We start from the raw sequence: 13,788 nt of genomic DNA, 5'->3' as shown, positions 1-13,788 counted from the left end.
TCAAAGCCTTATTTTTTAATAGGTAAAGCTCGATAGTAACTGGGATTTGAATGTAAAATTAAGTTTGATGAAGTTGGGCGGTGGTGGCTGGAAGTTTTTTTGGGTTGAAAGCATGCTGGTTATATATTCTGGTGGTTTATAAGTGCTCTTGGTTTTTTGCGTGAAAGGTATTGTTTTATAAATTTATTCTTTAGTAGTTAAACTTAGATAAAATTAAGAAAAGAAATATTATGCGCCGAAAGATCGCGAGAAATATAGCCGGTTATACTTATTCTCAAGGAGTAACGATAGTTGCTCAGTTTGCGATGATTTCTTTTTTCGTTTCCTCCTGGGGGTTAAGCCAATATGGCGAGTGGCTAATTATAACCGGAATTCCAACAGTTCTCGGTCTCATGGAGTTGGGTGTCGCGCAGGCTTCAGCAACAAAAGCGACTTTGGCGGCCGGTAAAAAGGACGATGTGGGTGTCAGGGTTGCACTAGATACGGCTATGGCTTTCAGTTTAGCGGCCGCTGTTTTTTTAGTGTGCTTTGCGGCAGCTTTGGCGGTATTTCTCCCTTGGGCTAGATGGTTAGATATAGAGCAAATATCAGAACAGGATGCAGTGTTCATATTTATTATGGTAACTGTGTCGTTAGCAGCCAATTTTATAGCTGGACCCATATCTGCGTGGTTAAAGGCAATGGACCGAACTGCTACGTCTGCAACTTGGATGGCGCATAGGCGATTTGTTGAAGTGTTAGGGGTGGTTCTTTTATTGGCATATGATGCTACGCCTTTTGTGGTGGCGTCATATATTATGCTGGCATCAATAACGACTGTTGTAATTTATTATATAGTGGCTCTGCGCTGTTCTTATGTAGGCGCAGTTTCTATTCTTACAGCTAGCAAGATAGAGTTTAAAACTATCCTCTCCCCAGCGGTGTCAGGCATGGCGTACCCCTTAGCACTAACAATCACAAGTCAGGCTGGCGTGCAAGTGCTAAATATTGTCTCCGACAGCGTATTAGTTGCGAAGTTTGTAATAGCTAGAACGATAGTGCGTCTGCTGATGCAGATCGGGATAGTGTTTAACAGCGCGATGAGGCCTGTTGTATCAAGATTGATAGGGGAGGGGAAGTTTACACAGGCGAGTCAGATAGTCAAAAAAGGATCTTGGCTTGCAAGTGGTCTGATGATGATTGGTTTAGCAGGTATAGGGATATTTGGACTAGGTGTTTTAGATATGCTATCAAGCGGTCAGGCTTCAATTTCACTAAGCGAGCTTTTGCTTATTGCCGCGCACAGTGCAGTTAACGTTTTGTGGTACACTCCAGCAACACTGTTGTATGCTCAGAATTTACATGCAAGAATTTCATTGCAGTATATGATTTACTCTTCTTTTTCAGTCCTTCTCTGGATCTTCTTTGTCGATAGCTTGGAGCCGGTTATAGGGGTAGGGCTGATGATGCTTTTGCCCGAGATGTTAATGGTTTTCTCAATTTTGTATGTGAGTGTAAAAAAAAGAATTGGGTTTAATGAGGCTTGTTGAAGCAATTAACATTAATTAGGTAGTTTTTTTGAAAAATACGATTAATTTACTGTTGGTAATGGTTAGCATATGATCAGAGGATTACTTTACGGGGCAGTGTTTTTTTCGGGTATACCTCTGCTTGTTATGATTTTGGCTGGCTTTGACTTGAGCTTCTATCCAGAGAAGTTTTTCTTAACCAAACCCTACGATATAAACTTTACAAATTCTTATTTGATTGTGTTGATTGTTCTTTCGATTGTCGTCTTAAAGTTCCTCTCTAAAAAATCGCGCGAGCTAGACGCTAGAAATATTTTGAATTTTATAAGTAAGCTAAGGTCTACTTCTCTTTTCGTTCTCTTTTTGACGATTTTAGTTAACTCTATCGTGATGGCGGATTTTTTATATATAGATCATAGTCAGCATTGGTTGGAGCGCGAAGCGATGGATATACTACCGTCGACTTTAAGGTTCTATTTGAACCCTCTATTAACATTTGCTATTTTCCTCTCAATCTTGAATATTTCTTCACTTATGGCGCTATTTGTAGAGACTAAAAAGTGGAGCGCAAATGTATCTATTTGGCTGATATTTGATCTAATTTTAGTTGCTTTGCTAATTTTTAATACCGGTAACAGGTGGTACATCGCATTGCTAGTTGTTGTATTTTTCTGCTTGGTGTCAGCTCGACTAAAGTTTTGGATTGTGACCCTTTCACCATTCATCATAATGGCTGGGGGTGTCGTATCAATTTTCATATTGGCATTAAGGGTGGGTGCTGATTCGGAACAGTTAATATCCTCAATGTTTAGTCTTGAGAATATCTGGAACTCATTACTGACTGCCGCCTTAACTATTACGGAGGGGATGAACCTCGCAGCATTATTTGAGCTTGCAGAAGTTTCGCTTTTCCAGCCGGACCCTACCTACCCTTTCTTAAAGATTTTGTACATTCCTCTTCCCAGTAGCCTTGTAGAAAAACCGCCTGTTTTTAATCTCTACGTAACATACTTACTAGTGGGTTACTATTCTGAGTGGTCGCTAAATACAACGCTTCTTGGTATATTTGTTTATGGCTTCGGTATCTTTTCATTGCCATTCATTCTTTTTTATTATTACTTAGTGGGTATTGTTGATCGTGCATTCCAATTTGCTGGGAATCCAAATTTTTCAGCCATCTGGTTCTGCCTTTTCTTTTCTGGGTATAGATTCGGTTTCGAGTACTTGGTGGTTCATGTAATATATTTCATGTTTATTTATTTATTTGTTTTCAGTCGTGTTTTTAAAAATATTGAAACGTGAAAGTTGTTCTTCAATAAGTTGCAAATATACGACAAGTTGAAAATTAAAAAAGCCAGTTATTGTAACGGCTAACATTGCTTAATATGTCATCATTTTAATGTCTTTTTTGACTTAAGATTTTCTAACTTTATTGATTTTAATTAACAAGGTTGTATATGAGATCTGGTCGCAAAAATAGTTTGTTTTATATTCAGCCGTTGTTGGCTAGTTATAGAGCTGGCCTAGTTAAAGAGCTTTTTGAGAACTTTGATTTAAAGGTTCTGTGCGGTAATCCCGGAAATAACAGTGGTTTTGAATCGCTGCGACAACCCGGTTTGCATGTTGAGAATTGTCCAATATATTCTTTTTTTGGAGGTAGAGTTTTTTTTCAGCAGGGTGTAATCAGAAGGATATGGTCTGAAAGGCCTCGTTTTGTTTTTGCGTGCGCAAGTACCCGCGACATAACATTTTGGCTGACATTGATATTGTGTCGAATTTTAAATATCGATGTTTATTCGCACGGCCAAGGTTTATATTCAAATCGAAAGCAAGGTTGGGTTATTAAAAGAGTGTACCGCTTATTAGTGGCTCTCACACATAAGTACGTTTGCTATACTGAAATTTCAAAAACTGGACTTCTTGAGGCCGGTTGTTCTTCTGCGAAAGTAGAAGTTGCTGAGAATAGCATAGAGTTTTCGGTAGATGCTGCGGGCATCAAAAAAAAGGGCGACGAGAAAGGTATACTTTTCGTTGGTCGCCTGCGAAGCGGTTCAGGCTTAGAGTTGCTTGTTGAAGCTATGACTGCTTTACGAGCTTTGGGTGAGGATGTCGTATTGCATGTTGTTGGTTCAGGTGAGCTAGAAACTATGTATTCTGAGAAATTTCCCATGCCTTGGATTGTTTTTCATGGAGCGGTTTTTGATCCGAAGGCTATTCTCGCTATCAGCCAAGAATGCCGGTTTGGTTGTTATCCGGGGAACGCGGGACTGAGCGTTGTTCATTACTTTTCCTTGAAAACGCCACCAATAATACACGACGACATTAACATGCATATGGGGCCTGAACCCTCTTATGTGAAAGACGGTATGAACGGAATTCTATTTAAACAGAATGAAGGGGCTGAAGCGGTCTTCTCAGCTCTGAAATATGGCTGGACCTTAACTGCTGAACAATATTCAGTTATGTCTGATAATGCCTTTAGAGAGTATAGACGTTTGAATAGTCCACCCTTAGGTGTCAAAGTTTCAAATTTGATTCGCGTCGGTTCTAAAGTTTGATGATAAGAAGCTTTGATTATAAGGTTGATCGGTGTTTTGGTTTAGATGTAGAGTAAAGTCGCAGTTAAATAGTTATACTGTATATAGATGTCTAATGGTTTAGCTAAGAACGTTGCGAGTCAAGCGAAAGAAATTTCTGGAGTTTCTGATGGTGTGCAAAAGAAGTCTGGAGGTGCTTGCTTTTACTGGTCACTATTTGCCAGGTTATAAAGGCGGGGGCCCTATTAAAACAATTAAAAATTTAATTTCCCGTACTGGCAAGGAATTATCTATTCGGCTTGTCACTGCCGATCGCGATCTCGGAGACCTTGCTCCATACAGTGAGGTTGATCGTGGCGATTGGAATAATGTAGGCGAAGCCTCTGTTTTCTACGCTCGGCCGGGAATTATTGGATTTTGTGAAATGTCGCAACTAGTTTGGAATAAAAAATATGACATTTTATATGTAAATAGTTTTTTCTCGATTCGGTTTTCATTTTTACCAGTTCTTATTGCTACTCTTCGTCGAAGCAGAATCGTGCTTGCTCCAAAAGGTGAGTTTTCTGCAGGGGCGCGAAGTCTAAAATCTATCAAAAAGAATTTTTATATTGCTTTTTATAAAATCTTTAAGCTTCATGAGAATCTCATTTTTCAGGCTTCAAGCGAATACGAGGCTGATGATATTCGTAGATCACTTGGATTTGAGGTTGATATCTGGGTTGCTGAGGATATAGGCTCCGAGGAGTTCGCAGATAGTTTTTCTGTTCGTGTGCAGGGTCCGCTCAAACTGGTTTTTATTTCGCGTATTTCTCCAATGAAGAACCTACTCGCAGCGATAAGAATGCTTCAGGAGGTTCAGAGCGACGTGCTCTACCATGTCTATGGCCCAATTGAAGATGTCAGTTATTGGGCTGAATGCAAAGCTGCAATTAGCTTGCTCCCAGCAAATATAGAAGTTATTTATATGGGAGAGCTTAGTCCTGAAAATGTTATTAGAATCATCTCAGATTATGATGCATTTTTTATGCCTTCCAAAGGTGAAAACTACGGCCATGTTATTGCTGAAGCTTTTTGTGCCGGTTTGCCAGTTATTATCGCGGATACAACCCCTTGGCGGAATTTATCGAAAGAAGGTATTGGGTGGGATTTGCCTTTAGATGTGCCCAATGATTTTTCTTTGGCTATTGAAAAATTGGCTGTTATGCCACTAGAAGAGCATTTTCAGATGCGCGCTAATGTGCTTTCTTGGGCTAAGAAAAAATTCTCCCAGCGTGATGCGGTCGAAGCTAATGTTGATATGTTCCGATATGCTTACGGAAAAAATTAAGGATTTAAATTTATGCCTTTCACTGATAAAAAATTATTGATCTCCGGCGGCACCGGCTCGTTCGGTAATGCTGTACTTAATCGGTTTCTGGACACCAATCTCAAAGAGATTCGCATTTTTAGTCGAGATGAGAAAAAGCAGGACGACATGCGTAAGCGTTATGCGAGTCCCAAGCTCAAGTTCTATATAGGCGACGTGCGGGACTATCAGGGCGTTCTGAATGCTACACGTGGCGTTGATTATATTTTTCATGCTGCAGCTCTGAAGCAGGTACCTTCTTGCGAATTCCACCCGATGGAAGCGGTCAAGACCAACGTGCTTGGCACGGAGAACGTGTTGGAAGCGGCTATTCAGAATGAAGTTAAGCGCGTGGTTTGTCTGAGTACTGACAAGGCTGTGTACCCGATCAACGCTATGGGTATTTCCAAGGCGATGATGGAAAAGGTCATGGTAGCTAAGTCGCGCAACGTCGATGAAAAAAAGACGGTTATATGCGGCACACGTTACGGCAACGTTATGGCTTCCCGTGGTTCGGTTATTCCATTGTTCATTGAGCAGATACGTGCGGGAAACCCGCTGACGCTGACAGACCCGAACATGACCCGGTTCATGATGACGCTGGCCGATGCTGTGGACTTGGTGCTTTACGCTTTTGAGCATGGCAACAACGGTGATCTGTTCGTACAGAAGGCTCCCGCAGCTACCGTTGAGACACTAGCGCAGGCGCTGACCGGTCTGGTTGGTAAACCAGAGCATCCTATCCAGGTCATTGGTACTCGTCATGGCGAGAAGCTTTACGAGGCTTTGCTGAGTCGCGAGGAAATGGCTTGTGCAGAGGATATGGGAGACTACTTTCGTGTGCCGCCGGATCTGCGTGATCTGAATTACGCGAAGTATGTTGAGCAGGGCGAGGCCAAAATTTCCCGCACTGAAGATTACAACTCCCATAATACCGAACGCTTGGATGTGGCTGGAATGCAAGATTTGCTGCTGAAGCTGGACTTTATGCGTGCGATTCAGCGCGGCGAGCACGTTATACCAGAGGAATGAGTATGAAGGTTCTGATTACCGGCGCGAATGGCTTTGTTGGCCAGAATCTCATTGCGCATTTGAAAGAGCGTGCTGATGTTGAGGTATTGCGATTCACCCGTGATAACTCCGTTGCAGATTTGCCGGGGATAGTTGCTCAGGTGGGTTGTGTTTTTCACTTGGCAGGAATCAACCGTCCACAAGACCCGGAGGAGTTTATTGTCGGTAATACGGATCTGACTCGGTCCATCTGCGATGCGGTCAGGGCCAGCGGCAGGCAGATCCCGGTGGTATATACCTCATCCATTCAGGCCGAGCAGGACAACCCTTACGGCCAAAGCAAGCGCGGGGGAGAACAAGCCCTACTGGATCTGCGCGAAAGTCATGGCGTGCCGGTGCATATTTTTCGACTACCTAACGTGTTCGGTAAGTGGGCTCGGCCCAATTACAATTCTGCGGTCGCGACTTTCTGCAATAATGTCGCACGCGATCTGCCAGTCCAGATTAACGATCCTGAAGCCTGCATCACGCTAGTATATATCGATGATGTAATCCAGTATTTCATGGCTGTGATGGATAGTAATCTCACCGATACGCCATTCGTGGCAGTTGCCCCGGAGTACCGTATTACGGTAGGCGGTTTGGCCGAGCAGCTGTATAGATTCCGCGATAGCCGACAAACCATGATTACTGAGCCGGTAGGCACTGGCTTGGTACGAGCTTTGTATTCCACGTACCTCAGTTATATACCGCCTGAGCGTTTTACCTACGAAGTGCCCAAGCATGGCGATCCACGCGGTGTTTTTGTGGAGATGCTGAAAACCAAGGATTCAGGGCAGTTTTCGTTCTTTACTGCTCATCCTGGGATCACTCGTGGTGGTCACTACCACCATTCTAAAACCGAAAAATTTCTGGTTATCAAGGGCAACGCCTGCTTTCGTTTCCGGCACATTGTGTCTGGTGAGTTTTATGAGTTGTTCACTAGGGGTGAGAAGCCCGAGATTGTTGAAACTGTGCCGGGTTGGACGCACGACATCACCAATGCTGGTGATGATGAAATGATCGTGATGCTTTGGGCCAATGAAATTTTTGACCGGGAGAATCCGGATACTTTTGCCTGTCCGGTGGGCACTGAAGCTTGAAGGATATTGAAGTTACTATGAAAAAATTGAAAGTAATGACTGTGGTCGGTACCAGGCCAGAGATTATCCGTTTGTCTCGTGTTATGGCTAAGCTGGATGAGCATTGTGAGCATATTTTGGTTCACACCGGCCAGAATTATGATTTTGAGCTGAACGAGATTTTCTTCCAAGATCTGGATATCCGCAAACCAGATCATTTCCTCAGCGCCGCTGGTGCAACCGGCTCTGAAACTATTGGTAACGTGATTATCGCGGTAGACCGCGTTTTGGCGGAAGTGCAACCTGATGCGTTGCTGGTTCTGGGTGATACCAACAGCTGCATGGCGGTGATCCCGGCCAAGCGTCGTAAAATCCCTACTTTCCACATGGAGGCCGGCAACCGGTGCTTTGATATGCGGGTACCAGAGGAGATCAACCGCCGAATTGTGGACCATACTGCCGACATCAATCTGACTTACAGTGCCATCGCCCGGGATTATTTGCTGCGTGAAGGTCTGCCGCCCGATCGCGTAATCAAAACCGGCAGTCCGATGTTTGAAGTGCTAAACCATTTCCGCGATGGCATTGATGGCTCTGGCGTGCTGGATCGATTGGGGGTGGAGGAATACAAGTTCTTTGTGGTGAGTGCTCATCGGGAAGAGAATGTGGATTCTGACAGGAACTTCCTTGCACTGGCGGACACTCTCAATGCTGTAGCCGAACAATACGGTTACCCGGTGATTGTATCTACCCACCCCCGTACCCAGAAGCGCGTGGATTCCATGGGTGTGACTTTCCACGAGAACGTGCGTTTGTTGAAGCCTTTAGGATTTAAGGATTACAACAAGTTACAGCTAAGTGCGAAGGCGGTGTTGTCGGATAGCGGCACTATTAATGAAGAGTCATCTATCCTCAACTTTCCAGCATTGAATATCCGTGAGGCTCACGAACGCCCTGAGGGTATGGAGGAAACCGCTGCCATGATGGTTGGTCTGAGTGCTGAGAGGGTACTTCAAGGCCTATCCATTTTGGAGACCCAGAGTAGGGGGGGCGAGCGTTCCATGCGCTTGGTTGGAGACTACAGTATGCCGAATGTGGCGGAGAAGGTGGTTCGCATAATCCATAGCTATCGTGATTATGTAATGCAAACAGTTTGGAAGCAGTATTGAGGATTGGGCTGGTATGAGGCGGAAAAAGACAGGCTTGGCCATTGTGAACCGCAGCTTTTGGCCTCAAAGCCAGGTGATCGGAGAAGGTCTACTGCAGTTCGCTGAGCATTCGGCAGAAAAGCAGACGGTATGTGTCATCACTCAAGCGGAAGGGGATCTACAGAATTTATTGCAGCAGAAGGGACGTGGCCAGGGCGTACATATTCGCGCATGCAAACCCTACACGACATCGGCCAGTGGTGTGATGAAGCGCATCGCCGAGGCATTTTTTTTCATGCTATGGACTTTCTATAGCCTGATAAAAGCACGCCCGGCCAGTGTGTATGTCTCCACCAACCCACCCGTGGTTGTACCTTTCATCGTGGCTATTTATTGCCGGCTGTTCAAAGCGGAGTATGTTTATCACTTGCAGGATATACATCCAGAAGCAGCCAATATTGTCGTGCCGCTGCATCGGTTAGTGTTTCGATTGCTGAAAAGTATTGATAACTACACGTTACGCCACGCTAAAACTATAGTCACCCTTTCTGAGGATATGAAAAAGCATATTCAGCAGCGCAGTGATACTAATACGCCTATCCAGCTGTTGGACAATCCTTCTTTTGAAATAATCCCATTACCCATAGCGCAACGCACCGGGGATGTTGTGTTTTGCGGAAATGCAGGGCGTCTTCAGCGGATACAGCTATTGCTTGAGGCGATTGGTGAATATCTGCAGAACGGCGGAAAGTTGAACTTCACTTTTGCTGGTGGCGGCTTGTATGCTCCTGATATAAAAGCGCTGGCTGATGTGCACGAACAAGTTGAATATCTTGGGCTGCTACCAGCAACTGAAGCTGCTGAGTTGGTCAGCCAGCACCGCTGGGCATTACTGCCGATTGATGATGAAGTAACTCGCTATGCATTCCCAAGTAAGTCTTCGGGTTATGCGCTTTCTGGTGCAGGTGTCCTGGCTATTTGCAGTCGGCAAACCAGTGTTGCACGGTGGGTGGAGGAAGAGAAAGTCGGTATGATATGCGCGCCAGAGCATGATACTCTGGTGAGCTTTTTGTTTGATTTGGAAGGCAGGAGTAGCGAGCAGTTTCAGATAACCGATAGTTTGAGGCGCAGGCTGCAGATATCATTTTTTGCAGAACAGTTAAGAAGGATTGTATCTGATGCCGACCAGCAGCCTTCTGAGGTTTTGAAATCTCCCGATGGTGTTGAAATTTAATGTTAAAAAGACTGTTTGATATTTTTGCTTCAGCTTTCGGCCTGCTTCTTATCTCGCCCATAATATTGATCGTAGCTTGGAATATCAGTCGCAAAATGGGGTCCCCGGTTATCTTCCGCCAACTTCGCCCCGGACTGGGTGGTAAGCCTTTTGAGATGGTGAAGTTCCGCACCATGAAGGATGCTATCGACGCTGCTGGCAATTCTCTGCCTGATTCAGATCGTCTCACATCATTTGGTCAGTTTTTGCGCTCTTCTAGCCTGGATGAACTACCAGGGCTGTGGAACGTACTCAAAGGTGATATGAGTTTGGTCGGTCCGCGCCCCTTACTGATGGAGTACCTTCCGCTCTACTCGGGCACGCAATACCGTAGGCATGAAGTGCGGCCCGGCATTACAGGTTGGGCGCAGGTGAATGGCCGCAATACGTTAGGTTGGGAAAAGAAGTTTGAGCTAGATGTCTGGTACGTTGATAACCGTTCTATGTGGCTTGATATTAAAATTCTGTTTCTTACAGTCAAAAAAGTGTTTGTGCGTGATGGTATTAGCGCCGAGGGAGAAGCCACCATGACAAGGTTCTATGGAAGCAATTCGGAGCATGAACATGAGTGAGACGATTATCGGGATTTATGGGGCTAGCGGATTTGGACGCGAGATCATGCCTCTTGCAAAAGCGCAGTATCATTCTGTGTTCTCTGATGTTCGTTTCGTATTTGTGGATGACGGCGCCGATTCGGATATGTTGAATGGCTATCCGATTCTGACTTATCCCGATTTTCTTTCATGCGATTCTATAAATAAGTTCGTGATTCTGGCTATTGCTAATAGTGTTATAAGAGAAAAGCTGGTCGCGAAATGTGAATTGGATGACGTGGCTATACTATCGATTACGGCGGATAACGCAGTGGTGTTGGACTCCGTTGAAATAGACGAAGGTGCCATTCTTTGCCATTTTACACAGCTCACTTCGAATATTCGAATTGGTAAACAATTCCATGCGAATATCTCGAGTTACGTCGCTCACGATTGTGTCATCGGAGACTATGTGACTTTTGCCCCGGGTGCACGTTGCAACGGAAATATTCATATCCAGGATCACGCTTACATCGGAACAGGCGCTATCATCAAGCAAGGGACGCCATCAAAGCCGCTAGTTATCGGTAAGGGCGCAGTGATTGGAATGGGGGCGGTTGTTACTAAAGACGTGCCGCCAGGAGTTACCGTAGTAGGTAACCCGGCGAAACCATTGGTAAAAAGCTAAGCGGTGTCTTTATTCTCTACTTACTTGTTAATTTATTTTGTCGAAACCTGGCGTAGCCGGGTTTCTTAATTTTAAAGGTCTTTTGATGCTTAACACTCCTTTCTCTCCATGGCCTTCCTTCACTGAGGAAGAGGCCACTGCTGTGCATGATGTGCTGCTTTCTAACAAGGTCAATTACTGGACCGGTCAGGAAGGGCGCGAGTTTGAGAAGGAGTTTGCCGTATGGGCGGATTCCGAATATGCGGTTGCTTTGTCTAATGGCACGCAAGCCCTTGATCTAGCGCTTAAGTGTTTGGGTGTAGGCGAGGGTGATGAAGTTGTCGTTACCGCGCGTACTTTTTTGGCGTCGGCTTCCAGCATTGTAACGGCCGGCGCGGTACCGGTATTTGCCGACGTAGATCGTGATAACCAGAATGTGACGGTTGATACTATTCGCGCGGTTTTGACTGACAAGACCAAGGCGATTATCTGCGTGCATTTGGTCGGCTGGCCTTGTGATATGGATCCGATCATGGCTTTGGCCAAAGAGCGCGGCTTGTTCGTGATTGAAGACTGCGCCCAAGCTCACGGTGCTCGCTATAAAGGCCGCGCTGTCGGCTCCATTGGCCACGTGGGAGCTTGGTCGTTCTGTCAGGACAAGATTATGACCACCGGTGGTGAAGGCGGGATGGTGACCACAAATGATCGCGATTTGTGGCAGCGCATGTGGTCATACAAGGACCATGGTAAGAGCTGGGAAGCAGTCTATGAGCGCCAGCATCCGCCTGGTTTCAGGTGGGTGCATGAGAGTTTTGGTACTAACTGGCGTATGACTGAGCTGCAGGCCGTTATTGGCCGCATACAGCTTAAACGCATGGCCGCTTGGACTGCCGCGCGCACTCAGAACGCAGAGCGTATTTGGGAAGTTTGCCGCCAGCACGCTGTAGTTCGGGTACCCGAGTTACCTGCTGATGTGGTGCATGCGCATTACAAGTGTTACGTACAGGTGTGCCCTGATCAGTTGGCGGAAGGTTGGTCGCGTGATCGCATTGTTGCGGCTATCGCGGATGCGGGTGTGCCTTGCTTCCAAGGGTCTTGTTCTGAGGTTTATCTGGAAAAGGCGTTTGATGATACGGGCTGGCGGCCGACTGAGCGTTTGCCGGTTGCGCGTGAGTTGGGTGAAACCAGTCTTATGTTCCTGGTGCACCCTACTTTGACCGAAGCTGAGATAGAGAAGACGTGCGCAGTGATTGATGCAGTGTTGCGCGAGGCGGGTAGGGCTGCAGAGTAGCCTATGCTGTGCTGGTATTTTTGTTGATGGCGCTGGTTGAGATGGAAGCCGACCTTCCCAAGTGCGCAGCGCGTTGGTTTTAGGGAAGGCCGGGTTCTATGGCGGGCAGTTGATTCGGTGAATAAGTGCGGTTTTGGTAGTTTCGCTTGGGGCGGGGGTTGTGTGGGCGGTGCGTACGCTGGCCGAGATGGAACTCGACCTTCCACAAGCGCGATGATGAGTGTTCAGTTGTAGTGATGCTTATCTCCAGTTATAAATCCGCCCATGCCTCTGTGCTGCAGAACATGAGTTATTCTATTAGCTGGGGTCACGGCACTTCCTGTCCTGCGCTGGCTGTTTTGCTGGCTCTCATTTTGCATCTCTCAATCGTAGCTTTTGAGTGATGCCATTGCTGAACTCTTTTAGCGTTGCGCTTTCTATTTTCTGATCCCCTTGGATATTCAGGAGCCACTGTGAAGCTTACCAAAGCCGTTTTACCCGTCGCCGGTCTTGGCACGCGTTTTTTGCCCGCCAGCAAGGCTATCCCCAAGGAAATGATCACGGTGGTTGATAAGCCCGTGATTCAGTACGTGGTTGAGGAGGCGTTGGCTGCCGGTATTAACGAGATTGTGCTGGTGACGCACTCCAGCAAGAAGGCGATTGAAGATCATTTTGATGTGAATTACGAGCTAGAGGCTGAGCTTGAGCGGCGCGGTAAGAAAGAGCTGCTCGAGTTGTTGCGTGATACGGCGCCACCCGAGCTGAAGATTACCGCTGTGCGGCAGGGTAAAGCGCTGGGTTTGGGCCATGCTGTGTATTGTGCCCGGCCGGTGGTCGGCGATGCGCCCTTCGCCGTGATGTTGCCCGATGTGTTGGTTGAGCAGTCCGGCTCATTGAGTGATCTCAGCCTGATGAGCAACCGCTTTGTGCAAAATGGCCAAGCGCAGATTATGGTCGAGCCTGTACCTTATGAACGCGTGCACCAATATGGTGTGGTGGATCTGGGTGGCACTGAATTGCATCAGGGTAAACATGCTTCCATCAGCCAGATGGTGGAAAAGCCCGCTCGATCCGATGCTCCTTCCAATCTCGCCATCGTTGGCCGTTATGTGTTGCCGGCGGCGATTTTTGACTTGCTCGCCAAGACCCAGCCCGGTGCCGGCGGCGAAATTCAGCTGACTGATGCTATGGCTGTTTTGATGCGGCAGAGCGGGGCGGAGGCTTACCATATTCGTGGTCGTTCTTATGATTGCGGCGATAAACTGGGTTATTTGGAAGCGACCTTGGCTTATGGCTTGCGTCACGCAAAGCTGGGTGCGGATTTCAAAGCCCTGTTGGCGCGCTACAAGACCTGACTCAGGCTAAGGAAGGGACG

The 13,788-nt window shown here is 46.4% G+C and carries 12 protein-coding genes; all 12 read left to right on the top strand.

Features of this window, described 5'->3' with window-relative positions; all coding sequences use genetic code 11:
• Positions 1–230: 230 nt before the first annotated feature.
• The 12 genes from AC1XYH_RS10280 to galU all read left to right on the top strand — a co-directional run bounded on the left by AC1XYH_RS10280 (position 231) and on the right by galU (position 13,768).
• Complete coding sequence (locus tag AC1XYH_RS10280) at positions 231–1,529, top strand: lipopolysaccharide biosynthesis protein (RefSeq protein ID WP_483323106.1); 1,299 nt, start codon at positions 231–233, stop codon at positions 1,527–1,529.
• Between the two features lie 69 nt (positions 1,530–1,598).
• Positions 1,599–2,810 (top strand): hypothetical protein, encoded by a 1,212-nt coding sequence (locus tag AC1XYH_RS10275; protein ID WP_483323105.1) that lies wholly within the window; start codon positions 1,599–1,601, stop codon positions 2,808–2,810.
• 155 nt (positions 2,811–2,965) lie between these two features.
• Entirely contained in the window at positions 2,966–4,066 is a 1,101-nt protein-coding gene (locus AC1XYH_RS10270; RefSeq protein WP_483323104.1) for a glycosyltransferase, read from the top strand.
• Between the two features lie 172 nt (positions 4,067–4,238).
• Complete coding sequence (locus AC1XYH_RS10265) at positions 4,239–5,372, top strand: glycosyltransferase family 4 protein (protein ID WP_483323103.1); 1,134 nt, start codon at positions 4,239–4,241, stop codon at positions 5,370–5,372.
• Between the two features lie 12 nt (positions 5,373–5,384).
• Entirely contained in the window at positions 5,385–6,422 is a 1,038-nt protein-coding gene (locus AC1XYH_RS10260; RefSeq protein ID WP_483323102.1) for a polysaccharide biosynthesis protein, read from the top strand.
• A gap of 2 nt (positions 6,423–6,424) precedes the next feature.
• Positions 6,425–7,543 carry a UDP-2-acetamido-2,6-beta-L-arabino-hexul-4-ose reductase gene (gene wbjC, locus AC1XYH_RS10255; protein ID WP_483323101.1) on the top strand — a complete coding sequence of 373 codons (1,119 nt, stop codon included), beginning with the start codon at positions 6,425–6,427 and terminating at the stop codon, positions 7,541–7,543.
• 17 nt (positions 7,544–7,560) lie between these two features.
• The gene (gene wecB, locus AC1XYH_RS10250) at positions 7,561–8,691 is read left to right on the top strand and encodes a non-hydrolyzing UDP-N-acetylglucosamine 2-epimerase (RefSeq protein ID WP_483326350.1); all 1,131 of its coding nucleotides are present in this window, start codon (positions 7,561–7,563) and stop codon (positions 8,689–8,691) included.
• A gap of 13 nt (positions 8,692–8,704) precedes the next feature.
• Positions 8,705–9,904: a glycosyltransferase gene (locus tag AC1XYH_RS10245; protein ID WP_483323100.1), complete on the top strand. Its 1,200-nt coding sequence runs from the start codon at positions 8,705–8,707 to the stop codon at positions 9,902–9,904.
• Positions 9,904–10,515, top strand: coding sequence for a sugar transferase (locus AC1XYH_RS10240; RefSeq protein ID WP_483323099.1), 612 nt, complete (start codon positions 9,904–9,906; stop codon positions 10,513–10,515). The genes AC1XYH_RS10245 and AC1XYH_RS10240 overlap by 1 nt, the downstream gene beginning before the upstream one ends.
• Complete coding sequence (locus tag AC1XYH_RS10235) at positions 10,508–11,164, top strand: NeuD/PglB/VioB family sugar acetyltransferase (protein WP_483323098.1); 657 nt, start codon at positions 10,508–10,510, stop codon at positions 11,162–11,164. Before AC1XYH_RS10240 ends, AC1XYH_RS10235 begins: the two co-directional genes overlap by 8 nt.
• 85 nt (positions 11,165–11,249) lie before the next feature.
• On the top strand, positions 11,250–12,434 hold the full coding sequence (locus AC1XYH_RS10230; protein ID WP_483323097.1) for a DegT/DnrJ/EryC1/StrS family aminotransferase: 1,185 nt from the start codon (positions 11,250–11,252) through the stop codon (positions 12,432–12,434).
• A gap of 452 nt (positions 12,435–12,886) precedes the next feature.
• The gene (gene galU / locus AC1XYH_RS10225) at positions 12,887–13,768 is read left to right on the top strand and encodes a UTP--glucose-1-phosphate uridylyltransferase GalU (protein WP_483323096.1); all 882 of its coding nucleotides are present in this window, start codon (positions 12,887–12,889) and stop codon (positions 13,766–13,768) included.
• Positions 13,769–13,788: the final 20 nt, after the last annotated feature.

It is taken from the genome of Pseudomonas sp. GW-45, assembly GCF_056896675.1.
This window is presented reverse-complemented; position numbering and strand designations above follow the sequence as displayed.